We start from the raw sequence: 26,811 nt of genomic DNA, 5'->3' as shown, positions 1-26,811 counted from the left end.
CTTCAAACAATGACGGAGGTGCTCGGGTTGATGTTTATGTTTGAAAAACCACACGGCATGAGAGATACACTGCCCGGTTTATATGAAACGAAAAATAAGGTGAGGCAATCGTTAACCGATATGATAGATAAATGGGGCTATCAATTTATGGAAACACCTACGCTGGAGTTTTACGATACGGTTGGTGTGCAGTCAGCAATTGAAGAGCAGCAGCTGTTTAAGCTTCTGGATCAGGATGGCAAGACACTGGTGCTTCGCCCGGATATGACAGGACCGATCGCAAGGGTGGCGGCTTCAAAGCTGCTGAAACATGATCAACCGATCAGAGTCGGCTATGCGGCAAATGTGTTCAGAGCCCAGGAACGCGAGGGCGGACGTCCTGCCGAGTTTGAGCAGGTTGGAGTGGAATTGATTGGTGATGGCACGACAAGTGCGGATGCAGAGGTTATTGCCTTAGTAGTCGGTGCGTTAAAAAATGCCGGCCTGACTTCATTTAAAATTGCAATCGGCCACGCAGGCATTGCAGATGCCCTGTTTGTTGAGGTTGTCGGGAATGTTGAACGCGCAGACGTGCTCCGGAGGTTTTTATATGAAAAGAATTATGTCGGCTACAGAGAGCACGTCAAATCTCTTCCGCTTTCCTCCATTGATAAAAACAGGTTACTGGAGCTTCTCGAATTGCGGGGCAGTATAGAAGTATGCGAGCGTGCAGAAGAAATCGTCGATTCAGTGCAAGGAAAAAGTGTTGTTGATGAACTGAAGGCACTGTGGGAGATTCTTGAAGACTACGGATGTACGGAAAATGTCCGTCTTGATCTGAATATGGTCAGCCATATGAGCTACTACACTGGGATTTTATTTGAAGTGTACGCGGAAAGTGTCGGCTTTGTGATTGGCAGCGGCGGGCGTTATAACAAGCTTCTGGGACATTTTAATTCACCAGCGCCGGCGACGGGTTTTGGGCTCCGGATTGACCGAATGATTGAAGCGCTTCATATGAAAGACGAACCCAGTGAAATCGATGCTGTCATTTTCAGCAAAGAGCAGAGGGTGCAGGCCATCGCTTTTGCGAATGAAGAGCGTTTGAAAGGAAAAAAAGTTGTTCTTCAGGATTTACTGGGGATTGAAAATATTGATCAGATGACAAAATCATTTGCAAATGTCACTTATTTTATCGGTGCCAGAAAGGAAGAGCAAAATGGGTAAGTTACTCACAATGGCCATGCCGAAGGGGAGAATATTTGAAGAAGCAGCAGGGCTGCTGCGGCAGGCGGGATACAAGCTGCCGGAAGAGTTTGAGGATTCCAGAAAACTGATCATCGATGTGCCGGAGGAAAATCTCCGCTTTATTTTGGCAAAGCCGATGGATGTGACCACATATGTGGAGCACGGCGTGGCAGATGTCGGAATTGCGGGGAAGGATGTCATGCTGGAGGAGGAGCGCGATGTATATGAGGTGCTTGATTTGAAAATCAGCAAATGCCATCTCGCTGTTGCCGGACTCCCTGATACCAACTGGAGCGGCGTCGCGCCGAGAATTGCGACAAAGTATCCGAATGTAGCTTCCGGTTATTTTAGAGAGCAGGGAGAGCAAGTCGAGATTATTAAGCTGAACGGCTCAATCGAGCTTGCTCCTCTTATCGGGCTTGCGGACAGAATAGTCGATATCGTATCTACGGGCCAGACGCTTAAAGAAAACGGACTCGTTGAAACAGAGCATATTTGTGATATTACCTCCCGCTTTATCGTCAACCCTGTAAGCTATCGCATGAAGGACGATGTCATCGACGAAATGGCGTCCCGTTTATCTCTTGTTGTGGAAGGAGAAACGGCAAAATGAAAATCAAAACCATTAGCGGCGCGGATCGGCTTTCTCTCAAGCGGTCAATTGATGCCGGAACGGAAGAACAAAGAAACGCGGTCCGATCCATTATTGAACATGTAAAAGCAAATGGTGATCAGGCCGTTCGTGACTACACGGCCAAGTTTGACGGCATCAAGCTCGACAGCGCATTAGTCACAACAGAAGAAATTGAAGAAGCATACAAACTGCTGGACCCCCAGCTGCTGCAGGTGATCAGGCAAGCGATCAAAAACATTACTGAATATCACGAAAGACAGCTTCAATCTTCCTGGTTTTATCACAGAAAGGATGGCACAATGCTGGGACAGAAAGTGACGGCACTTGATTCTGCCGGCGTTTATGTGCCGGGCGGAACTGCCGCATATCCGTCATCTGTTTTGATGAATGTCATTCCGGCGCTTACAGCGGGCGTGGAAAGAATCGTTCTTGTCACACCACCGGGAAAAGACGGACGGCTGTCTCCGGGAGTCTTAGCCGCCGCTGCTGAGCTGGGCATCAAAGATATTTACAAAATGGGAGGGGCTCAAGCAATTGCGGCGCTGGCATATGGGACAGAAACCATTGAGCCGGTCGATAAAATTACAGGCCCGGGAAATATTTATGTCGCGCTTGCCAAACGAGAGGTGTTCGGTGATGTCGATATTGATATGATTGCCGGACCGAGTGAAATCGTTGTGCTGGCTGATGAAACTGCTATCCCTCGTGAAATAGCCGCCGACCTGCTGTCACAAGCGGAACACGACATGCTTAGCTCATGTGTGCTTGTCACAGATTCCATGCCGCTGGCTGAGGCCGTTTCAGCCGAGGTGAACGAGCAGCTTAAAACCTTGCCGCGCAGAGATATTGCGGAAGCTTCAGTGAGAGATTATGGATGTATTTATGTGGCTGAGACGATAGATGAAGCGGTCAATACAGTCAGTACGCTCGCCCCGGAGCATTTAGAAATCATCACACAGTCTCCCGAAGCTTTGCTTGGCAATATTAAGCACGCGGGTGCAATTTTCTTAGGCCGATACAGCCCTGAACCAGTCGGAGATTATTTTGCCGGACCGAACCATGTGCTTCCGACGAATGGGACGGCCAGATTTTCAAGCCCATTAAACGTCACGGATTTTCAAAAGAAATCGAGCATTATTTCATACAGCCAATCAGCCTTTGAAGAACATGCGGAAAGCATTGCAGCTTTTGCCAGACTGGAAGGATTAGAAGCGCATGCCAGGTCAATCGAAGCGAGAGAACGGAGGAATTCGAAATGAGAAAAGCGGAACGCGCCAGAACAACAAATGAAACGGATATAGAACTGTCATTCGCAATAGACGGTGAAGGACAAGCAGAAATCAAAACAGATGTGCCGTTTATGACGCATATGCTGGACCTGTTCACAAAACACGGGCAATTTGATCTTTCCATTCATGCAAAAGGTGATGTCGATATTGATGATCACCACACAACTGAAGATATCGGCATTTGCTTAGGGCAGGCTTTGCTTGAAGCACTAGGCGATAAAAAAGGCATCAAACGCTACGGCTCGGCGTTTGTGCCGATGGATGAGGCGCTTGCTCAGGTAGTGGTTGATTTAAGCAATCGGCCGCACTTGGAAATGCGTGCTGACTTTCCTGCAGCGAAAGTCGGAACTTTCGATACTGAGCTTGTACATGAATTTTTATGGAAGCTGGCGCTTGAAGCACGGATGAACTTGCACGTGATCGTTCATTACGGCACAAATACACACCATATGATAGAAGCTGTTTTTAAAGCCTTAGGACGCGCGCTTGATGAAGCGACAATGATAGACCCGCGTGTCAAAGGGATTCCGTCAACGAAAGGGATGCTGTAAATGATCGGTGTGATAGATTACGGAATGGGCAATTTATACAGCGTTTCAAAGGCGCTGGAGCGTGTCGGCGTACCGTACTTTGTTTCAGGCATTCCGGAGGAGCTGAGTATAGCCGATGCTTTCATTTTGCCGGGAGTCGGGTCGTTTGGGGACGCGATGGACAATTTGCGCAACGCCAATCTCGATCAATTCATTCATAAGATGGTGTCAGAGGGGAGATTGCTTCTTGGGATCTGCCTCGGCATGCAGCTTTTGTTTCATGAGAGCGAAGAGCATGGAACCGCTGCAGGTCTCGGTTTGTTAAAGGGAAAAGCAGTCAGGCTGAAGCCGGAAGATCAGCAGGGAAACAAGCTGAAGGTTCCGCATATGGGATGGAACCGCCTCTCCTTTCATAACGAATCTCCGCTGCTGGCCGGAGTAGAAGAAGGCTACGCTTATTTTGTCCATTCCTATTATATTGACGGAATGGATGACGACGCGCTACTGGCAAGTGCCGAGTACGGTGTGCAGGTGCCTGCGGTTGTCGGAAAAGAGAACATCTTCGGCGCTCAGTTTCACCCGGAAAAAAGCAGTGCGGTCGGAATGTCTATCTTAATCCAATTCACTAAAATGGCAGCAGAACAGAAGGTGAAAAAATGAGTGCTTTTACATTATATCCGGCCATTGATATGAGAAACGGCAAATGTGTACGTCTCGTTCAAGGCGATTACAGCAAGGAAACCGTATACGGCGATTCGCCGTTCGACATGGCCTCGTTATTTGCAAGTGAGGGGGCTGAATGGATTCATCTAGTTGATCTTGACGGCGCGAAGGAAGGAAAAAAAGTAAATGACCGTCATGTCATCGAAATTGTACAAAAGCTCAATCTGAAAGTCGAAATCGGCGGTGGCATTCGTTCGGAAAGCGACGTCTACGATTACTTATCGGCAGGAGTCGATCGCGTGATCCTGGGAAGCTCCGCTGTTTCTGATCCGCCGTTTGTGAAAAAAATGCTGAAAGAGTATGGTGAAAGGATAGCCATCGGGCTGGACGCAAGAAACGGATTTGTTTCAACAGAAGGGTGGCTGGAGACCTCAAGTCTTAAGGCGGCTGAACTCGGCAAAGAGCTCGCCAACGAAGGCGCAGAAGTTTTTATTTTTACTGATATCGCCACAGACGGGATGCTGTCAGGCCCCAATATCGAAAGCACAGTGGAACTCGCGAAAGAAACCGGAAAATCTGTCATCGCCTCTGGCGGAGTCAGCTCTATTGCGGATCTTGAAGCTCTTGCCCGTTATCATGCGAATGGGGTTTCTGGAGCCATTATCGGAAAAGCGCTGTATACCAACCAGTTTACACTTGGCGAGGCGATTGAAAGGATGAAGGGGAAATGATAACAAAACGGATTATCCCTTGTCTTGATGTGAAAGAAGGGCGCGTTGTCAAAGGGATTCAATTTCTTGAACTGAAGGATGCCGGTGATCCTGTCGAGCTGGCGGAAGCATACGACCAGGAAGGCGCGGATGAACTGGTGTTTCTTGATATTTCCGCTTCGCACGAAGGCCGCAAAACGATGGTTGACGTCGTAGAGCAGGTTGCTGCAAAGCTTGCGATTCCGTTTACAGTCGGAGGCGGCATCAATCAGCTTAGCGATATGAAAACGATTCTGCGTGCCGGCGCGGACAAAGTTTCTGTAAACACGGCAGCTGTTCTCCGTCCCGAGCTGATTACCGAAGGCGCGGCGTTTTTCGGATCTCAATGTATCGTACTCGCCATAGACGCCAAGTACGACGAAACATCTGACTCATACAAGGTCTACACGCACGGCGGCAGAAAGAAAACGGATTGGGAAGTTACAGCGTGGGCGAAGGAAGCCGTCAAACGCGGAGCCGGAGAAATCCTGCTGACCAGCATGGACTCAGATGGGGAGAAAAAAGGCTTTGACCACAGGCTGACAAAGCTCGTGTCAGAAGCTGTTCCGGTTCCTGTCATCGCCTCAGGGGGAGCAGGAAACGCTCAGCATATGCTCGAGGCTTTTACAATAGGAGAAGCGGACGCCGCGCTGGCTGCCTCCATTTTCCACTATAAAGAAACATCAATTAAAGAAGTGAAATCATATTTGAAAGAGTACGGGGTGAATGTGAGATGAAACAGGCAGATGAACTGCGTTTTAACGAAGACGGATTAATCCCCGCCATCGTGCAGGACGCGGCAAGCAAAGAAGTGCTGACACTTGCATATATGAACAGGGAATCATACGAAAAAACAATGGAAACAAAAGAAACATGGTTTTACAGCCGCTCGCGGCAGGAGCTATGGCACAAGGGAGAAACATCGGGGAATACGCAAGCCGTCAAAGGCATCCGATATGACTGCGACCAAGATGCACTGGTCGTGCTTGTAGAGCCGTCCGGTCCGGCATGCCACACCGGCAGCTACAGCTGTTTCACAAAGGAACAGACAGAAGAACAAACCTCCGGCCGATTTGACATCATAAGTGAGCTGGAGCGCATCATTGCAGAACGCCAAGCTGAAATGCCTGAAGGAGCTTACACCACTTACCTCTTCCAAGAAGGCGTGGATAAGATTTTGAAAAAAGTCGGCGAAGAAGCATCAGAAGTCATCATCGCCGCCAAAAACCGTGACCACGAGGAACTGAAATGGGAAGCGGCAGACCTGCTGTATCATCTCCTTGTCCTGCTCAGAGAACAAGCATTGCCGCTGGATGATGTGCTTGAAGTGCTGAGAAAACGCCATTCTGAATAGTAAATGGAAAGAGCCTATGGATAAAGGCTCTTTTTTGTTATAAGGAAAATGTAATGGGTATTTTGTAATGCGATAGGTGTTTCACGCTCCGAATGGATAAAAGAAGGTCAAAACCAAGTCTGATTTCCTATTTATCCAAATTCCGCCATGATGTAACATGGAAAAGGATAATATAATCACCCCGTAACCGGGTCAATAGTATTACTTTTGAAAAATAGAATCATCTCACAAAACCCTTGGAGGTTCGTAATGAAAAAGATTATCTTTATTTGCTTCAGCTTATTACTTGCCCTGACAGGAGGATGCAGTATGAACGACAACGAAAAAAACAGCAAAAACAATGAAAATAAAACAGAAGCCGTAAAACCAAAAGACATGGACCCAAAAGACCTGCCGCAAGTTCCCGCGTTTCAGGACGAGAAAACGAGAGAGTACATGGTGTCAACGAAGGAAGAGGAGCCTGGGTACTATTTGCTGGAGTCTAAGCTGAAGGGATTTAGGATGTTGTTTCCGGAGGATGCGGAGTATTCCGACTCTGAAACTTCAAAGACAAACGAGTCTCTATTTTTTGACAGTGTTAATAAAGAAAAGAATATAGTGATGAATGCCTCAGTAAAGTTTTATCAGAATGAATCATTTATAAATAACCCGGAGACTATGCTGGATATAGTTAGCGGTAAAAATGAATACAAAGGTAACTTTGAAAAAATAGAAACAAAAGAAAAGGATATTTATTTTGCTTCAAAACAAGAGAACTTTGAGAAAGAAGATAAACCATCCTATATCTATCTTGGTTATATAAAATCGAAAGAACAAGGTTATTTAGGAATGGAGTATTCTTTCATGTTTAGTTGTTCAGCCAATACTCAGACCTGCAACCAAAAGCCAGAAGACTATGAAAAAAAGGTTAAAAAAATACTAAACTCCGTTACCTTCATTTTAAATAAGAAGGAGAAGGAAGATGGGAAATAAAAATATTTTTGAAGACGAAAATATAAAACTACGTCTTATCAATTTGGAATACAGTTATAAACAAAAGTTTGCTTCTTCAGATCCTAAGGTAATACAAAAAGCTAAGGAAGATTTTGAAGCGGATGTCCGAAGAATTTACAAAGAAGAAACTCACCAAGAATTCATACAAAAAATAGAAATTTATACTTCTAAAGATCTGGTCAGCCAAAATAAAGACTCAGGTTATGATGGTACTGCTATTCACGTTACAGATAAAAAGCATGATGTAAATGAACTTCATATTATATCTGAAGGCAGTGCAGATAATAAAGATTGGACTTATAATTTTTTTGGTTTGTTTCTTGGAATGGATGATAGTCAATATAATGCCGCTAAAGAGTTTACTATTGAAGCAAAAAAGAAAGCCGGCAATGACGAAAGTTTAAGAACATTTGCCTTGGGACATTCACTAGCCAATAATAATCAAGTGATGGTGCAATTAATTGATGGAGAATACGATGAAGTTTATGGTGTAAATGGAGCTCAAGTAAGTGTAGATCATTTATTAAAGGCAGATGATCATTTAAGATACACAATGCTTAAAAAGTTTAAAGTAAATACATTTAAAGAGTTAAATTCAATCCCAAAAGACGACCTCAAAAAAGCTATCACCAAATATTATGAAGACAAAGGCGTCACAGCAAACATCACCCAACGCATATCAAAAGATGACCCGCTGTACGGAGTCAGCGGCAAGGCGGATTTCATTACATTCGGCGATGTGAAGATGGCGGATACGAACACAAGTGTGAAAGGCATCCGAAACATTATGGATGGGATTCCTAATGAAGACGTAAGGTCGATGCAGGAATACCTTCAAAAATATAAGGGTGACTATGAAAAAGACGGCTTAAACGGTTTTGTAAAAGCAGCCAGCGGGATAGACATAGAATTGATAGAAAAAGTAAAGCATACAGACGGCGTTTTAGCGAAAGCAAGTGTTATTTATGAAAATTTTGATGATGTTAAGCAAATGTATGGCCGAATTAAAGAGCAGCTACCAGCCTTTTTAGGTTTTCTTCACACCCTGTTGGGGAACAGTGGGCCTATTGTAGATCAGCTTGCTGAAAATAGTTATATTGATGATACACAGAAAAAAGTCATAAAAAAAGAGTTATCTAATCTTAATGCGAGTATGAAAGGTATAGAATTACAATACGATGATTTCATTGATCATCTAAAGCATGGCCAATTCACGCAAGCTCTAAATGATGTTGGTAAAATTGTGGAGTATGTAAAATCAATGATTTCTTCTTTTGAAACACTCGACGCAGAAACAAAAGACGCATTAAAACTCATCGTCGACGGCCACAGCATCGTTCAAATGTTGAACGCATTATCAAAGGAAAAAGGCTTCAGCTATAAAGGCTCCGATATTTACTTTACAGGGAAGAGCGGCTCGGGAGAAACGATTAAAGTCAATATCTCGTCCGCTGTCAGAATCTATCAAAACGGCATGAAGATCGTTGAAGATATGGAAGATGCGATTTCTGCCTACCAAAAGGTATTCCGGCAGGAAATCGATGAAGCGTTTATAGACAAAAAACAGGCAATCATCACGGCGATTCAACATATGGAAGAAAACCCTTCGCAATATGCCTTCGATCTTCAATTCCGGCTTGCGGCCGGTTTCAGTCACACATTCGATAAATTAGAGAAAATATCAGTTCATGAATCGTTCCATACAGGTGCACTCCCTGCTAATGACGGAATTGTTGCAGAACTCAAAAAACAGACAACGGAAAAAAAGAATTTTATCAAAAATATCCGCGAGAGCATCGAAAAGCTATTTGAAAAAGAAGAAATGATCTCACAGTTATTCGATTTTCAGCCTTAGGAGGAATAGACAGAGTGACTTCCTTATTTTCAGAAAGTGAAACAGAAGTTGTATCAACCACCTATATGTTTCTAACCCATGACGAAATGAAGGGGAAAGCAGGCAGTCTCAATAAACCCATCAACGACATTCTCAGCCTGACTAAAAAATTCGAATCTGCATTAAAAGAAGAAATCAAAGGGCAAAAAGGAATGATTGTCAAAAAAATAAAAGAAGAGCTTGAATCGAAAAGCGAAAAGCAGAAGACTGCACTTCAAACGATAAAAGAAGAGCATACTGCAAAGGTTGACCGGTTCAAAATGATCATTGAGGACCTGAGACAGCAAGATGTTACCTTAACGTACCGAAAAAAGAAGCCTGAAAAGGATCTATAATATGAAACGTCTCCTATTCGAGTCATGAATAGGGGATTTTTATTTTCAGTGTACAAGAAAAATATACTGAAAAAGTCTCTCTCCATTGATATGATTTAGAAAGAGTAAAAATAATCCTATTATATTCCGTTCAACCTTGCTGACCGCGTAAAGGGATTGAAACAGGAGGAAAAATACTATGCCAACACAGCAACCTAAAAGAAAATTCAAAGCTTTTTTTGCATTAGTGAAACAGACAAACCCATCCTATGGAAAGCTCGCCTTTGCGCTGATTCTCAGTATTGTCACAACACTGGTCAGCCTGCTGATTCCTCTATTAACGAAACAGCTTGTCGACGGTTTTTCCATGTCAGCGCTGTCCGGCACACAAATCGGGCTGATTGCGCTCGTTTTTCTTATCCAAGCCGCTTTAAGCGCCTACGCTACATACGCACTAAACTATAGCGGGCAAAAAATCATCTCTGGGCTAAGGGATTTATTATGGAAGAAATTAATTAAGCTTCCTGTATCTTATTTCGATACTAACGCTTCCGGTGAAACTGTCAGCCGGGTCACGAATGATACGATGGTGGTAAAAGAGCTGATTACCAGCCATATCAGCGGATTTATAACAGGCATCATTTCGGTCATTGGATCACTCACTATCTTATTCATTATGAACTGGAAGCTGACGCTGCTTGTTTTAGTTGTTGTTCCATTAGCAGCTTTGATCCTAGTGCCGATCGGGCAGAAGATGTTTTCCATTTCTCGGGAAACCCAAGATGAAACCGCACGTTTTACGGGGTTGCTGAATCAAATCCTTCCGGAAATCAGGCTTGTGAAGGCTTCAAATGCAGAGGAAGTCGAATACAGACGCGGGAAACTGGGGATTTCTTCATTATTCCAGCTTGGGGTTCGTGAGGCGAAGGTGCAATCGCTTGTCGGACCGCTTATTTCTCTCGTATTAATGGCCGCGCTCGTGGCTGTTATTGGGTACGGCGGTATGCAGGTGTCATCAGGCGAATTGACTGCCGGGGCACTCGTGGCTTTTATTTTATATTTGTTTCAAATCATTATGCCGATGGGCCAGATTACAACGTTCTTCACACAGCTGCAAAAATCAATCGGTGCAACAGAACGAATGATTGAGATTTTGGCAGAGGAAGAGGAAGATACCGTCACAGGAAACCAAATTGACAACGCGCATCTGCCTATCCGGCTCGATCATGTGTCCTTTGGCTATAATGCTGAGCAGCTGATCTTGAAGGATATCAGCGCCGTTATTGAAGCGGGAAAAGTAACAGCAATTGTTGGACCGAGCGGCGGCGGAAAAACCACGCTGTTTAAGCTTCTTGAGCGTTTCTATTCTCCGACTGAAGGAACCATTCGGCTGGGAGATGAGCCGGTGGATACGTATTCGCTCGAATCGTGGCGTCAGCATATCGGCTATGTGTCACAGGAAAGTCCGTTAATGTCGGGAACGATCAGAGACAATATTTGTTATGGGCTAGAACGCGAGGTAACGGATGCCGACATCGAAAAAGCAGCGGAGATGGCATACGCTCTTAATTTTATTAAGGAGCTGCCGAATCAGCTTGATACTGAAGTGGGTGAACGCGGCATCATGCTGTCGGGCGGACAGAGACAAAGAATTGCGATTGCCAGGGCGCTTCTCCGGGACCCGAGCATTCTGATGCTTGATGAAGCGACTTCCAGCCTCGACAGTCAATCTGAAAAATCAGTGCAGCAGGCACTTGAGGTGCTGATGGAAGGCCGGACAACAATTGTCATCGCTCACCGCTTATCGACTGTTGTAGATGCAGATCAGCTATTATTTGTTGAAAAAGGGGAAATTACGGGACGGGGCACGCACCATGAATTAATGGCTTCCCATGACCTTTACAGAGATTTTGCTGAACAGCAGCTGAAAATGAATGCGGATTTAGAAAACAAAGCCGGGTAAATTCTGGTTGATTCAGCCAGTAAAAAAAGAGGAGGGATTTTCCCAATCCTTCCTTTTGAACTATTGAGGAGCTTACGATTTATGGTATACTACTGACGGTAATATTGTATAAAACGGAGGGTAGTTGTGGGAAAACACACTTCTGAACATAAAAATCACGCACAAATTGTCCAGCTGCTTCAAGATGGACATTATTTTTTTCATAAAGGTTTGAAGGCGTATAAAGAACGCAATTTGAAGCGGGCAAGCAAACTGATCCAGCGCGCGGTTCATTTGGAGCCGAAGGATTCAGAGATGCTTTCGCAGCTTGCGGTCATTTATTCAGAGATGGGGCAATACCAGGAATCAAACGATCTGCTTGATTATATTTTGGCGAATCTGGAGACGGAAATGCCGGAATGTCATTATTTTAAAGCAAATAACTTTGCCCATCTGGGACTCTTTCAGGAAGCTTATAAAGAAGCTGCAGCTTATTCAGACGCTGATCCGGACGGTGAATTTTCCGAAGAGAATGATAGTCTGCTTGATCTGCTTGATTTAGGAGACGGCGGGCCTGAGGATTCTCTATATGATCAGGATGAATTGCTAATCAAACAAGACCGGGCGAAGTCATTGCTTGAAAGCGGTCAGCTTGCTGAAGCTGTTGCGGCCCTTGAGGAAATCACAAACGAATATCCTGAGCTTTGGTCCGCTTATAATAATCTCGCCCTTGCCCACTTTTATTCCGGCAATGTTGTGAAAGCGAAACAAACGGCTTATCAAGTGCTGAATAATAATGAAGGAAATCTTCACGCTTTATGTAATCTTCTCGTTTTCTACTATTATGAAAGAGAAGATGATAAGGTGGCAGAGCTGAGTGATCAGCTTTCAAATGTATATCCGATGTTATTTGAACAGCGCTATAAATTGGGTGCCACCCTGTCGCTTGTCGGCCGCTATGATATCGGGTACAAATGGCTCAGATCACTATATAAAAGCGGTTTTGAAGGAGACGACACATTCTACTACTGGCTCTCGTGCTCTGCTTACTTTACGGGCCATACAGAATTTGCCGAAACGGTATGGAGAAAAGTCGAATCGCAATATCCCGGAGCGGACCGTCCGGCTCCATGGGTTGAGCGGCGGGAAGTGCTTCCTTCGTCAGTAGAACAACGATTGGCTGCCTATTATATCAGCAGCACCAAGGGTGAAACGGAGCATCTTGAAGCGGTGATACGCTCGAAGCGCATCACCGCTCCGTTTGAAAACCATTTCGTTAAGCTGCTCTTGCACGGAGATTCCGCAGCAGCAGATGTGTCAGAGGATGCGCTTTTTGCTTATCAAACGGTTAAATTGCTGGAAGAAGCAGAACAGAATGAGATGAAAACAGAAGTCATGAGCTGCTGGGTATTCCATGTGATACAGCAAATCCGCGCAGCGGGGCCGCTGAAAAATGTGAGCGGATGGGCTGCTGCTATCTACTATATTTGGAAAGAAGCTCATGGCAAACATGACACCAAAAAAGAAACGGCAGCCCAATTTGGCATCTCTCCGGCCACTTTGACGAAATATATGAAATATATTGATGATATTTTAGAATAGTATATTTATGGAGAGTTGATTCGCGGAATCAACTCTTTTTTTATTCTATAAATTATATTTTAAAAATAATATCGACAGGTTTTTTATCAATTTAAGAAAGATGACAAATGATGTGCAACCTGACATCTGTTTGAAACACAAATGTAATAAAATTTATCGCTAATTTGTCGAAACTTGATGGTATAATGATTCTCGTACATAAGGAATTAGTGTTTTTTACATATGATGTGAAATAAACGCTATACACCCAGAATAAGAGATGCACAGAATAATTAACCATAAACAATCATCATTCCTCGTAGAATATGAGGAACGAAACTTGATGTTCAAAATAATTCCAAATGAGATCAGGTTCACAGTAAAAGGGAGGATATAAAAAGTGAGAAAGAGTTTATTGACACTTGGTTTGGCTTCCGTCATCGGGACAAGCAGTTTTTTGATCCCATTTACAAGTAAAACTGCATCGGCGGAAACATTAGATGAAAAGAAACAAAAAATTGAAAGCAAGCAATCTGAGGTTGCTTCCAGCATTGAAGCGAAGGAAAAAGAATTAACTGAGCTTCAGGAAAACCAATCAAAGATTGAAAAAGAACTGAAAGACATTAACGCTAAGGCGCTCGATACAAGTAACAAAATCGAAGATAAAAAAGAAGAAAACGATAAAACGAAAAAAGAAATCAAAGAACTGAAAAAAGAGATTAAAGAAACAGAAGCACGCATCGAAAAGCGTAACGAAATCCTGAAAAAACGCGTTCGTTCTTTACAGGAAAGCGGCGGATCTCAAGGATACATAGATGTACTTTTAGGATCAACAAGCTTTGGTGATTTTATCTCACGCGCTACTGCGGTTTCATCTATTGTTGATGCAGACAAAGATTTAATCAAGCAGCAAGAGCAGGATAAAGCGAAGCTTGAAGACTCTGAAGCAGATCTGAATGATAAGCTGAAAGAAGTACAGGCTGCATTGGCTAAGTTAGAAACAATGCAAAAGGACCTTGATAAACAGCTAGATGAAAAAGACAAGCTTTTCGACGAAGCAAAAGACAGCCAGAAGAAAACGGCTGCGGCGATTTCTGAATTAAAATCAGAAGCGTCTGAACTTGCAAATCAAAAAGCAGATACTGAAGCAGAACAAGCACGCATCAAAAAACAACAAGAAGCTGCGGCTGCTTTGATCAAAAAGCAGGAAGAAGCTCAAAAAGCATCTGATGAAACACAAACAGATGGCCAAACAGCTACAACTGAAACAGCAAAAGCAAGCTCATCTGATGATGATTCTTCAGACAACTCTTCTAGCGGTTCATCAAACAGTTCGTCTAACGGGTCGTCTTCTAAGAAGCACAGCAGCTCAAACAGCAATTCAGGCGGCACTGTCATCAGCAACTCAGGCGGCATTGAAGGTGCGATCAGCGTTGGTTCAAGCATTGTCGGACAATCTCCGTACAAGTTTGGCGGCGGACGCACTCAGTCTGATATCAACAACCGTATTTTTGACTGCTCATCATTCGTTCGCTGGGCTTACGCTTCTGCAGGTGTCAACCTTGGACCTGTCGGCGGAACAACGACTGATACTTTAGTTGGAAGAGGACAAGCTGTAAGCGCGTCAGACATGAAACGAGGAGACTTAGTTTTCTTTGACACATACAAAACAAATGGTCACGTTGGAATCTACTTAGGAAACGGTACGTTCCTGAACGACAATACATCTCATGGTGTCTCTGTCGACTCTATGAACAACGTGTACTGGAAAAAAGCATTCAAAGGCGTTGTAAGACGTGTTGTTCAATAATAAATAAGACAAGGGCCTTCTATGGACAGAAGGCTCTTTCTTTTATTAAATACATACCCTTTTGTAATACATCTAATCGCGTTTCGAAAAAAATGAGCAAAAAAATGGCGTATCACCATGAGATTTTATAGGATATGGGTAAGGAATACGTTTGATGGGGATTCTTATCTTATAAGGAAGAGCCCAACTCGAAAAGACGTTTTAAGGAGTGAGTGAGTGTGTCAGAAGAAAAAATATATGACGTGATTATTATCGGCGCAGGTCCTGCTGGGATGACGGCCGCTGTATACACATCTAGAGCAAACTTATCGACATTAATGATTGAAAGAGGAATTCCGGGCGGCCAAATGGCAAACACGGAAGATGTGGAGAACTATCCTGGTTTCGAAAGCATTCTCGGGCCTGAGCTTTCCAACAAAATGTTTGAACATGCAAAGAAATTCGGCGCTGAATACGCTTATGGCGATATTAAAGAAATTGTGGACGGCAAAGAGTACAAAGTTGTAAAAGCCGGTTCAAAAGAGTATAAAGCACGTGCTGTCATCATTGCCGCAGGTGCAGAATATAAAAAAATCGGCGTGCCAGGCGAAAAAGAATTGGGCGGCCGCGGTGTTTCGTATTGTGCAGTATGTGACGGCGCTTTCTTTAAAGGCAAAGAGCTGGTTGTTGTCGGCGGAGGGGACTCAGCGGTTGAAGAAGGCGTGTACTTAACACGTTTCGCTTCAAAAGTAACGATCGTTCACAGACGTGACAAACTCCGTGCGCAAAGCATTCTCCAAGCGAGAGCGTTTGATAATGAAAAAGTAGATTTCTTATGGAATAAAACCGTGAAGGAAATTCATGAGGAAAACGGCAAAGTCGGCAAAGTGACGCTTGTGGATACGGTGACCGGTGAAGAAAGTGAATTCACAACAGACGGCGTATTCATTTATATCGGTATGCTTCCTCTGTCTAAACCGTTTGACAACCTTGGCATCACGAATGAAGAAGGCTACATCGAAACCAACGACCGAATGGAAACAAAGGTTGAAGGGATTTTCGCAGCCGGAGACATTCGTGAAAAGTCATTGCGCCAAATCGTAACGGCTACAGGAGACGGAAGTATTGCGGCACAAAGCGTACAGCATTATGTCGAAGAGCTCCAGGAAACGCTGAAAACCTTAAAATAAAAAAGGGCTGTCATACGAGTTTCACATAACGTTACTGGGTTTTAATTCCGCTGTAACAGTTGTGTAAAACTTATCGGTTATGATTAATAAAGTAATTGACCCCCTTTTTATAATGAATACACTTTTGGCACGGATTCTCCAGTTATCCGTGTCCTTTTTTTGTCCAAAAATAAAAGACAATTTCCTTTCACAATAAAATCATCTGAACGCTGGGAAGAATATGCTGTAAAATAGAAGGAAAGATTGTCAATGTCTCTTCATTGTGAGAGGCATCTTGAAACGGTATAATAAAGAGATGATGACAGGACGAGAAGGTTAGGTGACGTACTTGCAAAGAGTGACAAATTGTGTTCTCAAGGCGGATGACAAAGTTCTTCTTCTCCAAAAGCCAAGACGCGGCTGGTGGGTCGCGCCGGGAGGCAAGATGGAGAGCGGAGAATCAGTCAGGGATTCCGTCATCAGAGAATTTAGAGAAGAGACAGGTATCTATATTATAAATCCTCAGCTAAAAGGCGTTTTTACCTTTATCATTAAAGACGGTGACCATATTGTGTCCGAGTGGATGATGTTTACGTTTGTCGCTGATTCCTATACGGGAGAGAACGTGTCTGAATCAGAGGAAGGCATTTTGCAGTGGCACAATGTGAAGGAGATTCAAAACCTGCCTATGGCTCCGGGAGACGGCCATATCCTGGACTTTATGATGAAGGGACAAGGGCTGCTGCACGGCACATTTACGTATACACCGGAGTTTGAGCTGCTCAGTTATCGTTTAGATCCGCAGCATATCAAATAGAAAGACAAGTCAGGGGGGAGAAAGATGAGTGTTAGTGAATCACATGATATTCAGCTTGTCATTATAACCGGCATGTCGGGCGCGGGGAAAACCGTTGCGATTCAAAGCTTTGAGGATCTCGGGTATTTCTGCGTCGATAATCTGCCGCCTTCATTGCTTCCGAAATTTTTAGAGCTGATGAAGGAATCAAATTCGAAAATGAGCAAGGTCGCGCTTGTTATGGATTTGCGCGGCCGTGAATTTTTTGACCGGCTGATTGAGGCGCTGGATGAAATGGCGGAAAATCCGTGGATTACACCGCGAATTTTATTCCTAGACGCGAAGGATTCGATTCTCGTGACGAGATATAAAGAAACGAGACGTTCGCATCCGATGGCGGCGACTGGTCTTCCGCTCGAAGGCATCGCGCTGGAACGTGAGCTGCTTGAGGAATTAAAAGGCCGCTCTCAAATGATTTATGACACATCAGACATGAAGCCGCGCGATCTGCGCGAGAAAATCGTAAAGCATTTTGCGACAAACCAAGGCGAGACATTTACGGTAAATGTCATGTCATTTGGTTTCAAATACGGTATCCCCATTGATGCCGATCTCGTGTTTGATGTCAGATTTTTGCCGAACCCATATTATATCGAAAGCATGAGGCCGCTGACCGGAAAAGATGAAGAGGTATCGTCTTACGTCATGAAGTGGAACGAAACACAAAAGTTCAATGAAAAATTAATCGATTTACTCAGCTTTATGCTGCCGTCCTACAAAAGAGAAGGAAAGAGCCAGCTCGTCATTGCGATCGGCTGCACAGGGGGCCAGCACCGCTCTGTGACGCTTGCCGAGTATTTAGCTGACTATTTCAAAAAGGATTACTATACTCATGTTACTCACCGGGACATCGAAAAGAGAAGCCGGAAATAAGATGGAACAAAAATCGAAAATTGCCATCTTTGGCGGCGGCACGGGCCTTTCTGTATTGCTTCGGGGCTTAAAGCATAAACCCGTTGATATTACGGCGATTGTCACTGTTGCTGATGACGGAGGAAGTTCGGGGCGGCTGCGGAACGAACTGAAAATCCCGCCACCTGGAGACATCAGAAATGTGCTTGCCGCTTTATCCGATGTAGAGCCGCTAGTTGAGGATCTCTTTCAGCACCGCTTTAATAAGGGGAACGATTTAACGGGCCATTCACTCGGAAATTTAATTTTGGCAGCGATGACGAATATAACCGGTGATTTTTTTCACGCTGTCACAGAAATGAGCAAGGTGCTGAATGTAAGAGGAAAGGTGTTGCCGGCAGCCAATGCCAGTGTTGTTCTGCATGCCGAAATGGAAGACGGCCGCGTGGTCACAGGCGAGTCCACTATTCCGGAGTACGGCCAGCGTATTAAGCGCGTTTTTCTGACGCCTGAAAACATTGATCCGCTGCCGGAAACAATAGATGTGATCAAGGAAGCGGATCTGATTATTATCGGACCGGGAAGCCTATATACCAGTATTCTTCCCAATTTGCTCGTTCCAAAAATTGGAGAAGAAGTGATCAAGGCGCCGGCGAAAAAAGTATATATCTGCAACGTGATGACACAGCCCGGAGAAACGCTGCATTATACCGCTGCTGATCATGTGAAAGCGCTCAATCAGCATATGGGCTGCGGTTTTATCGATACCATACTGGTTAACAGTGAAGACATTCCTGACGAAATAAAACGTAAGTACGCAGTAGAATCGGCGCGTCCTGTTGATTTTGATATCGAAGAGCTGAAAGCAATGGGGCTTGAAGTTATCAGAGATCAAATCGTAACACATAAAAATGGCGTAATTCGTCACGATACACATAAAGTGGCCTCTCTTCTTGTCGATTTATTGAAAGAATGAAGCCTTGAAATGAGGTGGCTATATGTCATTTGCATCGGAAACAAAAAAAGAATTAACGAACCTGGAAGTGAAGGATTGCTGCATTAAGGCAGAGCTGTCAGCACTTATCCGAATGAATGGATCTTTATCATTTGCTAACCGCCATCTCGTACTTGATGTTCAAACTGAAAATGCAGCGATTGCCCGCCGCATCTATACATTGCTGAAAAGACAATATGATGTGTCGGTTGATCTGCTGGTCAGAAAGAAAATGCGGCTGAAAAAGAATAACGTCTACATTGTGCGTTTTTCAGAGAATGCAAAGTTCATCTTAGAGGATTTAAAAATACTCGGCGAGAATTTTGTGTTTGAACGAAATATTTCAAAAGAGCTTGTCAAAAAGAGATGCTGCAAGCGTTCTTATATGAGAGGGGCATTTTTGGCGGGAGGTTCAGTCAATAACCCGGAAACCTCCTCGTACCATTTAGAAATTTTTTCTCTCTATAAAGAGCATAACGATTCATTATGCGAACTGTTAAATGAGTTCCAATTAAACAGCAAAACGCTCGAGCGGAAAAAAGGCTATATCACTTACTTAAAAGAGGCTGAAAAGATTACTGAATTTCTGAACGTGATCGGCGCACATAATTCATTGCTGCGTTTTGAGGATGTCAGAATCGTCAGAGACATGAGAAATTCGGTTAATCGCCTTGTCAATTGTGAAACAGCCAACTTAAACAAAACCATCGGGGCTTCGCTCAGACAGGTGGAAAATATTAAATACATCGATGAAAGAATCGGCTTGGAGGCGCTTCCTGAAAAACTTCGGGAAATCGCGCAGCTGCGGATTGATTACCAGGAAGTGACGCTGAAAGAGCTGGGGGAAATGGTAGCGAGCGGGAAAATCAGCAAATCAGGAATCAATCACAGGCTGAGAAAACTTGACGAAATCGCAGAACAGCTGCGGACAGGGCAAACCGTCACTTTAAAATAACCGTAAAGAAAAGGGGAGATCTTATGGTTCAGCAGAAAGTGGAAGTTCGATTAAAGACAGGACTGCAGGCGCGTCCTGCTGCTTTGTTTGTACAAGAAGCAAACCGGTTTACGTCAGATGTGTTTCTTGAGAAGGATGGGAAGAAAGTAAATGCGAAAAGCATCATGGGGCTGATGAGCCTTGCGGTAAGCACAGGCACAGAAGTCATATTGATTGCCGAGGGAGAAGATGAACAAGAGGCGCTGGAAAAGCTTTCGGCGTATGTTCAAGAGGAAGTTTAGGTGATACAAAATGAGTGATTTTCTGAAAGACTGTTTTAAGAAAATCGGCTGGGAGAAGGATCATGTCAGCTTCGAGGATCTTCCCCTTTTTCTAAAAGCAATGGCGTACCGATACCCTTTTGAAAACCGGGCAGTTCTTGCAAAAGAGAATTATAAGGTAACCAAAGAAGAGCTTTGGCGCCGTCTGATCAAAGAACAGCATGGGGGGCTATGCTACGACTTGAATGGCTTTCTTTACTATGTCTTACGTGATGCCGGTTTTCATGTGAAGCTCATTCGCGGAACAGTTTATGCAGGAAAACAAGAAGAGTGGGCATTAGAAGGAACCCATGCTGCTGTATGGCTGTCGGCAGAAAAGGGAGATTACATTGTTGATATTGGTTTTGGCATCAACCTGGCGCTGGAGCCGATACCGCTTTCCGGAGAAACGGTACAATCTCCTGTGGGAGCATTCCGAATCAAGGAAAAAGCGACGGAAATGGGCACCCATCTTCTGTTGATGGACAAAGGAGAAGGCTGGCAAATCGGTTATGCCTTTACCCTTGAAGAGAGGGATCCCGGTGATTTAGATGACATGAAGGACCTGATTCATTCTCATGAAAAATCTCCTTTTAACAAATCACTGCTCGCCTCAAAGTTGACACCGAACGGGCGGATGGTCATGTCAGACCGCCATTTTACGATTCATGAAAACGGCGGAGAAGGCCAAAAAAGTGACATCGCCCCTTCAGAGTTTGAAGAGAAATTAAACACTTATTTTTTGTAATGTGAAAAGCTTGCAGACATACTGCAAGCTTTTTCTTATGAACAAGTATTGATTACTACATCAAATGCATCTTCCGGGATATACAGTTTCCCTTTTTCATATTGATAAGGAATGTGATTCTCTTTAAAGCACTCTTTTTCGTATTCAGTCAGTGAATCTCCAATTTCTATGTATTCCCCGGTATAGTTCGGCTGGCATGCTGAAAGAGTTGACGTAATGGTTACAAGTAGCATGATTATCTTCATAATAACACCTACTTATTAAGAAATTTTTCCCTTTTTTCATTCTACCATAATGAATAGAAAAAGCCCGATTTACTATCCCCCACATGCTATAATAATTTTGGAATCTTCTAGAAAAATCACCGTGTTAGATATATAAGGGGGATAAACGTGTATCGGATCTTACTCGTGGAAGATGATGAACGGATTGCGTCATTGCTGGGCGGCCATCTTCAGAAATACGGATATCATATAAAAATAGCTGAAAAGCTGAATGACATAAAGGAAGAATTTGCGGAAATGAAACCGGATCTTGTACTGCTAGATATTAATCTTCCTTTTTTTGACGGGTTTTATTGGTGCAGGCAAATCCGAACGATTTCAAATGCTCCGATTATTTTTATCTCGGCGCGGACTGATGAACTGAATCAGGTGATGGCGATTGAGAACGGGGGCGATGACTATATCACAAAGCCGTTTCACTTAGAAGTCGTCATGGCCAAAATCAAAAGCGTGCTGCGCAGGACCTATGGTGAGTATTCTCCTTCTTTGTCCCAGGAATCAAGACTGGTGGAGCTTGGCGGTCTAACGATATATCCAGATCAATATGAAGCGGAGTGGAAGAACAGCCGCATCTCGTTTTCACAAAAAGAATTTCAGCTGCTTTCGATTTTCATAAGAGAGCACAAAAAAATTGTCTCGCGTGATGAATTGCTGGAGGCATTATGGGACGACGTTGATTTTGTTGATGATAATACATTAACGGTCAATGTCAATCGGCTGCGGAGAAAGCTGGAGAATGCCGGATTGAAAGATGCCATTGCAACGATCAGGGGACAGGGCTATGTATTTGAAGTCAATCGGAAGGATGAGCGGGAGTGTTAAAGACTTATATCATCGACCGATTAGCTATTATTCTTTTTTCCTTATTAAGCATAGGTGCCGCCATGTTTATCGCATATTTAAGCATTATAGAGAGCGGTGCCGAGCCTGCTTCAGAAAATATGATATACATATGGGTCCTGCCTGGTGTCCTTTTGGCCGCTGGTTTTACTGCCGACTACATGCGGCAAGTTTCCTTTCTGGCATTTTTGAAAAAACTGGCCGATCAGGCACCCGCTTCGAATGACATAGGGCGGTCACTTGAAGCCCGCAAGCCAAGAACTAGAGAACAAGCCCTCTGGACAAAAATGATTAACGCGCTTGGTGATCAATACGCGGGAAAGCTCTCACAATATATTAATAAACAAAAACAGCATTATACTTTTACGAATCAATGGATTCACCATATGAAAACACCCGTATCCGTCATCTCCTTAATGATTCAAGAAGGAAAGAACGGGACCGCTTCTTCCTTTCAGACATTTTTAGAGGAACTGGAGGATGAAAATGAACGGTTTCGCCACGGGCTGGATATGATGCTGCAAACAGCCCGGCTGGAGGAATTCGCTTTTGATGTAAAACCTGAAACCTTTGATTTGACAGAGCTTGTCCGCTCATTGATCAATCAGGAAAAACGGCAGTTTATTAAACGGCGGCTTTTCCCGAAATTACATGTGCCGCCAAACGCCGTCCAAGTTTCCAGTGATCAAAAGTGGCTTTCCTTTGTTGTGGAGCAAATCCTTTTCAATGCCCTGAAATATTCAAAGCAAGGCGTTGGTGACCATATTACCATCCGGATTGAAACGCAAGGACATGAGACGCGTTTATCAGTTGCAGATGACGGTATCGGCATCCCGGCGCAGGATCTTCCCCGGATTTTTGATCCGTTTTTTACTGGTGAAAACGGGAGAAGCATGACACAGGCGACAGGAATGGGCCTCTATTTGGCGAAAGAGGTGTGCAGCCAGCTGGGCCATAAACTGGACGCACAATCAAAAGAGGGAGCGGGCTCCGTGATGACAATTGTCTTTTCAAGTGACACTCTGGCAAATGTGACAGCATTGTAAGGTTCGAAAGCGAGATTGAAAGAAAGTTCGATGGGAGGCTGCTGACTTCCTTTTTATAATAAAGAAAAAAGGAGGATCAGAGGCATGAACGTGCTGCAAACAACGAAGCTGTCAAAAACATATTATTCAAATAAAGGAACGATGTCATATCAGGCGCTTAGCGATTTTGATCTCAGTGTAAATAAAGGAGAATTTGTCGGCATCATGGGGCCGTCAGGAAGCGGAAAAACGACGCTCCTGAATTTGCTGGCCACCATTGATAAGCCGACCCAGGGCGAGATGATGATCAACGGCATCCAGCCGAAAACGTTAAAGGATCAAGACCTGGCTCTGTTTCGCAGAAGAGAGCTGGGCTTCGTCTTTCAGGACTTTAATCTGCTTGATACGCTGACGATTCGGGAAAACATCCTGCTTCCGCTCGCGTTGGACAAGGTAAAGCTGAGTGAAATGGAAAACCGCTTAGATGAACTGGCAGATACATTGCAAATCAAACATATTCTGGACCACCGTACGTACGAAGTGTCGGGAGGCCAGCAGCAGCGTGCGGCCTGTGCAAGAGCCATTATTCATAATCCGGCTCTGATACTGGCGGATGAACCGACAGGCAACCTTGATTCAAAATCTGCAAAACAGGTGATGAACACGCTGGCTCAGCTGAATGAAGAAAAGGAAGCAACGATACTATTGGTTACGCATGATGCCACAGCGGCAAGCTTCTGTAAACGAATCGTCTTTATTAAAGACGGAAGATTTTTTTCAGAGATCCGCAGGGGAACGAATCAGCAGGTGTTTTATCAAAGTATCCTGGATACCCTGAGTGTGTTGGGAGGCGATTTTCATGAATTTGAGAACCATCGCCCGTAAGAACATTATTGGGAATCTGCAAAGATATGTCGCTTACTTCTTAAGCTGTGTGTTTGCCGTCTCGGTCTTTTTCGTCTTCACCTCTTTTATTTTTCACCCGGATGTGACGGAAGACAATGTGTATGGCGGAAGCCTTGTGAAAACGTGTTTGAGCGCAGCTCTTATCGTCATTATCGTGTTTTGTATATTCTTTATTTCCTATTCAAATTCAGCATTTTTACAAGCGAGAAAGAAAGAGTTTGGCTTGTTTACGCTGTTCGGGACATCAAAGCAGCAGCTCCGAAAGATGATTTATTATGAGCAGTCGCTGATTTCTCTTGCGGCGATTGCGGCCGGTATCGGCACGGGGCTGTTATTTTCGAAACTGTTTTTTATGGTCATGACATGGATGCTCAGTGTGAAGGTGCCGATCTCGTTTGCGATTGTACCGAAAGCATTTGTGCTGACGGCGGTCGGTTTTCTCATATTGTTTCAAGTCCTGCTTATTTTATCGCTGGGGCAGATTCGCAAGCTCGAAATCATAGATTTGATTAAATCAGCTCAAAAACCTAAAAATCTACCGGCCTATTCAAAATGGCTCACTGTGCTGTCTTTGCTTTGTCTGGCTGGCGGTTATTATCTGTCTGCCACAGCCAATGCGATCGACATGATGTTTCGTGTCTTTCCGATTTTGATTTTAGTGTTAATCGGCACGTATTTCTTTTTTACACAAAGCAGTGTCGCGTTTTTTCGCATGCTGTACAGAAAGAAACACAGCTTTTACAAAGGAACCAATATCATTGTGCGTTCCAACATGATATTCAGGCTGAAAGATCACGCACGCATGCTGTTTTTAACCTCTGTGATTACAGCAGTCATTTTAACCGCTACAGGTGTGATCTATATGTTTTATGCTGATTTAGAAAGGCAGGAGGAGCAAAGCATTCCTCAATCTGTTGCCTGGGTGGAAAAAGACGCTTCCCGCTTTCAGGTTATGAAGCCTGAGACCGCTGAGAATACATTGAAAAAAGCAAATACTGAGATTAAATATAAGGTGAATGCCACAGGGATTCCTGTTACATTTCAATCAGATTTGCCGTATGGGAACAGGAAAGCGGAAGCAGAGGCCTTGCTGATTTCAGAGAAAATTTATAATCAAGTCGCAAAGGAAAAAGGTTTTCCTGTTATTCATGTACAAGAAAATGAAGCGTTTATCAATGTTCCGTTTCAAATGATGGTGAAAGATACGTTCGGGGAAGGGGAAAAAGCAGCGTTTCATATGAAGTCAGGAAAATCACTTTCCTATGTCATGAAAAAGCAGCAAAACAAAGGGATATTGATGTCAGTCGGAGGAGTCAGCCGTTTATTGGTTGTCAGCGAAAAAAGCTTTGACAGCCTGACACAGGAGGTGCGGCTAAAGGATCAGACAAGAGTGGTAGGCTATGAGCTTGAGCATTGGCAGGAGACGGTGGAGGTCTCTGAGAAGCTTGAAAACATGGTGCCGAAAGAACATACATCTGATTTTCAAACGCGTGCTCCGAGTTTTCAAGTTGTGAAGCAGGGAGTCGCACTCATGCTGTTTATTGGTCTGTTTGTCAGCGTACTGTTTTTTATTGTTCAAGGCAGCATGCTGTATTTGCGGATGTTTACTGAAATAGAAGATACGAGAGTGCAAGTGTTAGCATTAAAGAGAATGGGAGTTACGGACAAAGAGATTCACTCTATCCTTGGAAGACAAATTGGATTTTTGTTCTTCATCCCGTTTATCGCGGGTACGATTCACGCCGGTTTTGCGTATGTGGCGTTAAGCAACATGCTGCATGCTAACTTATTTCTTGAGGCCGTGATCGTCATCTTTATTTATTTTGTATTCCAGGCTGTTTATTATATCGTCACACGTCATATTTATAAGCGTGCTGTACTCCAGCATATGTAATATGAAATCCGGTCTTCATCAGACCGGATTTTTTAATTTACCGAAATTCTCTTGTCAGATTTTTCGGTGTTTCCCCTTTGATAGCTGCGATCATGTTTTCAGCAGCCTGTTTACACATATTGAAGCGCACTTTCGCTGTTGCTGAGCCGATATGCGGCAGTAGTGTGACATTGGGAAGCTGCAAGAGCGGATTGTCTTTTGCGACAGGTTCTTCTTCGTACACGTCTAAACCGGCACCACGAATCCAGCCTTCTTGAAGAGCGCGGATGAGGGCTTTTTCATCAACTGTCTTTCCCCGGGAAATATTGACGAAAATTGCGGAATCCTTCATCAGTTTAAATTCGCGTTCCCCGATCATGTGATACGTTTCGTCAGTCAGCGGAGTAATCAGCAAAACAAAATCTGATTGCTCCAGGAGTGTGTCAAGTTCAGCGTATTTGGCGCCGATGCTTTCTTCAGTTTCTTGTTTGCGGTGGCGGTTATGATAAAGCACGTCCATATCGAAACCGAATTTGGCGCGTCTGGCCGCTTGCTCGCCGATTCTGCCCATACCGATAATGCCTAATGTTTGATGATGGACGTCAATGCCGAAAAGGTCTTCTTCTTCAACCGTACCCCATTTACCGGCCCGGACGAAACGGTCAAGCTCAGCAACACGTCTGGCCGATGAAAGAATTAAAGAAAAGGCCAGATCTGCCACTGTATCATCCAGTGTATAAGGCGTATGAGTGCCGACGACGCTTCTTTCTTTCATCGCTTCTATATCAAAATTATCGTATCCGACGGATTGATTGCTGACGACCTTCAGCTTAGGAGCATGTTCAAGCAGCTCGCTGTTGATGGACGGCCCAGATGTTCCAGTCGTTAAAAGCCCTTCAGCATCTTTCATTTTCTCGAATAGCACCTCTTGTGGAAGTGAATCCTCCTGCCATATCTCATAACGGCAATGCTCACTGATCATGTGTTCAATCTCTTTAGGAATGGGTTTGGTGATAAATACAAATGGTTTCAACAAGGCTCCCCCTTTATG

The 26,811-nt window shown here is 44.0% G+C and carries 27 protein-coding genes; 25 read left to right on the top strand and 2 right to left on the bottom strand.

Annotated features, from left to right (window positions below; all coding sequences use genetic code 11):
- Positions 1–30 precede the first annotated feature (30 nt).
- From NSU16_RS17255 to NSU16_RS17155, 21 genes are all read left to right on the top strand, one after another.
- The gene (locus NSU16_RS17255) at positions 31–1,206 is read left to right on the top strand and encodes an ATP phosphoribosyltransferase regulatory subunit (RefSeq protein WP_339192715.1); all 1,176 of its coding nucleotides are present in this window, start codon (positions 31–33) and stop codon (positions 1,204–1,206) included.
- Positions 1,199–1,840, top strand: a complete 642-nt coding sequence (gene hisG, locus NSU16_RS17250; RefSeq protein ID WP_229149409.1) for an ATP phosphoribosyltransferase — start codon at positions 1,199–1,201, stop codon at positions 1,838–1,840. The genes NSU16_RS17255 and hisG overlap by 8 nt, the downstream gene beginning before the upstream one ends.
- Positions 1,837–3,120: a histidinol dehydrogenase gene (hisD, locus tag NSU16_RS17245; RefSeq protein ID WP_339191623.1), complete on the top strand. Its 1,284-nt coding sequence runs from the start codon at positions 1,837–1,839 to the stop codon at positions 3,118–3,120. Before hisG ends, hisD begins: the two co-directional genes overlap by 4 nt.
- Positions 3,117–3,701 (top strand): imidazoleglycerol-phosphate dehydratase HisB, encoded by a 585-nt coding sequence (gene hisB, locus NSU16_RS17240; RefSeq protein WP_168748839.1) that lies wholly within the window; start codon positions 3,117–3,119, stop codon positions 3,699–3,701. Before hisD ends, hisB begins: the two co-directional genes overlap by 4 nt.
- Positions 3,702–4,340, top strand: a complete 639-nt coding sequence (gene hisH, locus NSU16_RS17235) for an imidazole glycerol phosphate synthase subunit HisH (protein ID WP_010332012.1) — start codon at positions 3,702–3,704, stop codon at positions 4,338–4,340.
- Complete coding sequence (gene hisA / locus NSU16_RS17230; protein WP_339191622.1) at positions 4,337–5,074, top strand: 1-(5-phosphoribosyl)-5-[(5-phosphoribosylamino)methylideneamino]imidazole-4-carboxamide isomerase; 738 nt, start codon at positions 4,337–4,339, stop codon at positions 5,072–5,074. The genes hisH and hisA overlap by 4 nt, the downstream gene beginning before the upstream one ends.
- A complete protein-coding gene (gene hisF / locus NSU16_RS17225) occupies positions 5,071–5,829 on the top strand; it encodes an imidazole glycerol phosphate synthase subunit HisF (protein WP_339191620.1) in 759 nt (252 codons plus the stop codon). Before hisA ends, hisF begins: the two co-directional genes overlap by 4 nt.
- Positions 5,826–6,446, top strand: a complete 621-nt coding sequence (gene hisIE / locus NSU16_RS17220) for a bifunctional phosphoribosyl-AMP cyclohydrolase/phosphoribosyl-ATP diphosphatase HisIE (RefSeq protein ID WP_339191619.1) — start codon at positions 5,826–5,828, stop codon at positions 6,444–6,446. The genes hisF and hisIE overlap by 4 nt, the downstream gene beginning before the upstream one ends.
- Before the next feature lie 249 nt (positions 6,447–6,695).
- Positions 6,696–7,418 carry a lipoprotein YvcA gene (locus tag NSU16_RS17215; RefSeq protein WP_339192714.1) on the top strand — a complete coding sequence of 241 codons (723 nt, stop codon included), beginning with the start codon at positions 6,696–6,698 and terminating at the stop codon, positions 7,416–7,418.
- Positions 7,408–9,294 carry a DUF6792 domain-containing protein gene (locus NSU16_RS17210; RefSeq protein ID WP_339191618.1) on the top strand — a complete coding sequence of 629 codons (1,887 nt, stop codon included), beginning with the start codon at positions 7,408–7,410 and terminating at the stop codon, positions 9,292–9,294. Before NSU16_RS17215 ends, NSU16_RS17210 begins: the two co-directional genes overlap by 11 nt.
- 14 nt (positions 9,295–9,308) lie before the next feature.
- Positions 9,309–9,668, top strand: a complete 360-nt coding sequence (locus NSU16_RS17205) for a hypothetical protein (protein WP_010332006.1) — start codon at positions 9,309–9,311, stop codon at positions 9,666–9,668.
- Positions 9,669–9,846: 178 nt separating this feature from the next.
- A complete protein-coding gene (locus NSU16_RS17200) occupies positions 9,847–11,610 on the top strand; it encodes an ABC transporter ATP-binding protein (protein ID WP_268447085.1) in 1,764 nt (587 codons plus the stop codon).
- Between the two features lie 126 nt (positions 11,611–11,736).
- Positions 11,737–13,191, top strand: a complete 1,455-nt coding sequence (locus tag NSU16_RS17195; RefSeq protein ID WP_339191617.1) for a tetratricopeptide repeat protein — start codon at positions 11,737–11,739, stop codon at positions 13,189–13,191.
- Between the two features lie 379 nt (positions 13,192–13,570).
- On the top strand, positions 13,571–14,980 hold the full coding sequence (gene cwlO, locus NSU16_RS17190; RefSeq protein ID WP_010332003.1) for a peptidoglycan DL-endopeptidase CwlO: 1,410 nt from the start codon (positions 13,571–13,573) through the stop codon (positions 14,978–14,980).
- 218 nt (positions 14,981–15,198) lie between these two features.
- Positions 15,199–16,149 (top strand): thioredoxin-disulfide reductase, encoded by a 951-nt coding sequence (trxB, locus tag NSU16_RS17185; protein ID WP_168748830.1) that lies wholly within the window; start codon positions 15,199–15,201, stop codon positions 16,147–16,149.
- 319 nt (positions 16,150–16,468) lie between these two features.
- Positions 16,469–16,945, top strand: a complete 477-nt coding sequence (locus NSU16_RS17180) for an 8-oxo-dGTP diphosphatase (protein ID WP_168748829.1) — start codon at positions 16,469–16,471, stop codon at positions 16,943–16,945.
- Positions 16,946–16,969: 24 nt separating this feature from the next.
- The gene (gene rapZ, locus NSU16_RS17175; RefSeq protein WP_010332000.1) at positions 16,970–17,857 is read left to right on the top strand and encodes an RNase adapter RapZ; all 888 of its coding nucleotides are present in this window, start codon (positions 16,970–16,972) and stop codon (positions 17,855–17,857) included.
- 1 nt (position 17,858) lies between these two features.
- On the top strand, positions 17,859–18,812 hold the full coding sequence (gene mgfK, locus NSU16_RS17170; protein WP_010331999.1) for a gluconeogenesis morphogenetic factor: 954 nt from the start codon (positions 17,859–17,861) through the stop codon (positions 18,810–18,812).
- A 22-nt stretch (positions 18,813–18,834) separates the two neighbouring features.
- Positions 18,835–19,785, top strand: coding sequence for a DNA-binding protein WhiA (whiA, locus tag NSU16_RS17165; RefSeq protein WP_010331998.1), 951 nt, complete (start codon positions 18,835–18,837; stop codon positions 19,783–19,785).
- Between the two features lie 23 nt (positions 19,786–19,808).
- Complete coding sequence (locus NSU16_RS17160; RefSeq protein ID WP_010331997.1) at positions 19,809–20,066, top strand: HPr family phosphocarrier protein; 258 nt, start codon at positions 19,809–19,811, stop codon at positions 20,064–20,066.
- Positions 20,067–20,076: 10 nt separating this feature from the next.
- A complete protein-coding gene (locus NSU16_RS17155; protein WP_326218425.1) occupies positions 20,077–20,832 on the top strand; it encodes an arylamine N-acetyltransferase in 756 nt (251 codons plus the stop codon).
- A gap of 35 nt (positions 20,833–20,867) precedes the next feature.
- On the opposite strand, the gene NSU16_RS17150 is transcribed toward NSU16_RS17155, so the two are convergent.
- A complete protein-coding gene (locus tag NSU16_RS17150; RefSeq protein WP_010331995.1) occupies positions 20,868–21,077 on the bottom strand; it encodes a hypothetical protein in 210 nt (69 codons plus the stop codon).
- 147 nt (positions 21,078–21,224) lie between these two features.
- Here NSU16_RS17150 and NSU16_RS17145 point away from each other — a divergent pair, with 147 nt between their 5' ends.
- The 4 genes from NSU16_RS17145 to NSU16_RS17130 all read left to right on the top strand — a co-directional run bounded on the left by NSU16_RS17145 (position 21,225) and on the right by NSU16_RS17130 (position 25,781).
- Positions 21,225–21,938 (top strand): response regulator transcription factor, encoded by a 714-nt coding sequence (locus NSU16_RS17145; RefSeq protein ID WP_326218424.1) that lies wholly within the window; start codon positions 21,225–21,227, stop codon positions 21,936–21,938.
- Positions 21,932–23,002, top strand: a complete 1,071-nt coding sequence (locus NSU16_RS17140; RefSeq protein WP_339191613.1) for a HAMP domain-containing histidine kinase — start codon at positions 21,932–21,934, stop codon at positions 23,000–23,002. The genes NSU16_RS17145 and NSU16_RS17140 overlap by 7 nt, the downstream gene beginning before the upstream one ends.
- A gap of 84 nt (positions 23,003–23,086) precedes the next feature.
- Positions 23,087–23,866, top strand: coding sequence for a lantibiotic ABC transporter ATP-binding protein PsdA (gene psdA / locus NSU16_RS17135; protein ID WP_010331992.1), 780 nt, complete (start codon positions 23,087–23,089; stop codon positions 23,864–23,866).
- Positions 23,841–25,781, top strand: a complete 1,941-nt coding sequence (locus NSU16_RS17130) for an ABC transporter permease (RefSeq protein WP_168748823.1) — start codon at positions 23,841–23,843, stop codon at positions 25,779–25,781. Before psdA ends, NSU16_RS17130 begins: the two co-directional genes overlap by 26 nt.
- Positions 25,782–25,818: 37 nt before the next feature.
- Here NSU16_RS17130 and NSU16_RS17125 read toward each other — a convergent pair whose 3' ends face one another.
- The gene (locus tag NSU16_RS17125) at positions 25,819–26,796 is read right to left on the bottom strand and encodes a D-glycerate dehydrogenase (protein WP_339191611.1); all 978 of its coding nucleotides are present in this window, start codon (positions 26,794–26,796) and stop codon (positions 25,819–25,821) included.
- Positions 26,797–26,811 lie beyond the last annotated feature (15 nt).

Origin of the sequence: Bacillus sp. FSL K6-1003 (assembly GCF_037964945.1) — a bacterium.
Classification (GTDB): domain Bacteria; phylum Bacillota; class Bacilli; order Bacillales; family Bacillaceae; genus Bacillus; species Bacillus mojavensis.
This window is presented reverse-complemented; position numbering and strand designations above follow the sequence as displayed.

Coding starts and splice junctions, on each gene's coding strand:
- NSU16_RS17155 (WP_326218425.1), top strand. CDS start 20,077: ATGAGTGATTTTCTGAAAGACTGTTTTAAGAAAATCGGCTGGGAGAAG.
- rapZ (WP_010332000.1), top strand. CDS start 16,970: ATGAGTGTTAGTGAATCACATGATATTCAGCTTGTCATTATAACCGGC.
- whiA (WP_010331998.1), top strand. CDS start 18,835: ATGTCATTTGCATCGGAAACAAAAAAAGAATTAACGAACCTGGAAGTG.
- hisD (WP_339191623.1), top strand. CDS start 1,837: ATGAAAATCAAAACCATTAGCGGCGCGGATCGGCTTTCTCTCAAGCGG.
- hisB (WP_168748839.1), top strand. CDS start 3,117: ATGAGAAAAGCGGAACGCGCCAGAACAACAAATGAAACGGATATAGAA.
- mgfK (WP_010331999.1), top strand. CDS start 17,859: ATGGAACAAAAATCGAAAATTGCCATCTTTGGCGGCGGCACGGGCCTT.
- NSU16_RS17200 (WP_268447085.1), top strand. CDS start 9,847: ATGCCAACACAGCAACCTAAAAGAAAATTCAAAGCTTTTTTTGCATTA.
- hisA (WP_339191622.1), top strand. CDS start 4,337: ATGAGTGCTTTTACATTATATCCGGCCATTGATATGAGAAACGGCAAA.
- NSU16_RS17210 (WP_339191618.1), top strand. CDS start 7,408: ATGGGAAATAAAAATATTTTTGAAGACGAAAATATAAAACTACGTCTT.
- hisG (WP_229149409.1), top strand. CDS start 1,199: ATGGGTAAGTTACTCACAATGGCCATGCCGAAGGGGAGAATATTTGAA.
- NSU16_RS17130 (WP_168748823.1), top strand. CDS start 23,841: ATGAATTTGAGAACCATCGCCCGTAAGAACATTATTGGGAATCTGCAA.
- hisH (WP_010332012.1), top strand. CDS start 3,702: ATGATCGGTGTGATAGATTACGGAATGGGCAATTTATACAGCGTTTCA.
- NSU16_RS17160 (WP_010331997.1), top strand. CDS start 19,809: ATGGTTCAGCAGAAAGTGGAAGTTCGATTAAAGACAGGACTGCAGGCG.
- hisIE (WP_339191619.1), top strand. CDS start 5,826: ATGAAACAGGCAGATGAACTGCGTTTTAACGAAGACGGATTAATCCCC.
- psdA (WP_010331992.1), top strand. CDS start 23,087: ATGAACGTGCTGCAAACAACGAAGCTGTCAAAAACATATTATTCAAAT.
- NSU16_RS17215 (WP_339192714.1), top strand. CDS start 6,696: ATGAAAAAGATTATCTTTATTTGCTTCAGCTTATTACTTGCCCTGACA.
- hisF (WP_339191620.1), top strand. CDS start 5,071: ATGATAACAAAACGGATTATCCCTTGTCTTGATGTGAAAGAAGGGCGC.
- NSU16_RS17150 (WP_010331995.1), bottom strand. CDS start 21,077: ATGAAGATAATCATGCTACTTGTAACCATTACGTCAACTCTTTCAGCA.
- NSU16_RS17255 (WP_339192715.1), top strand. CDS start 31: ATGTTTATGTTTGAAAAACCACACGGCATGAGAGATACACTGCCCGGT.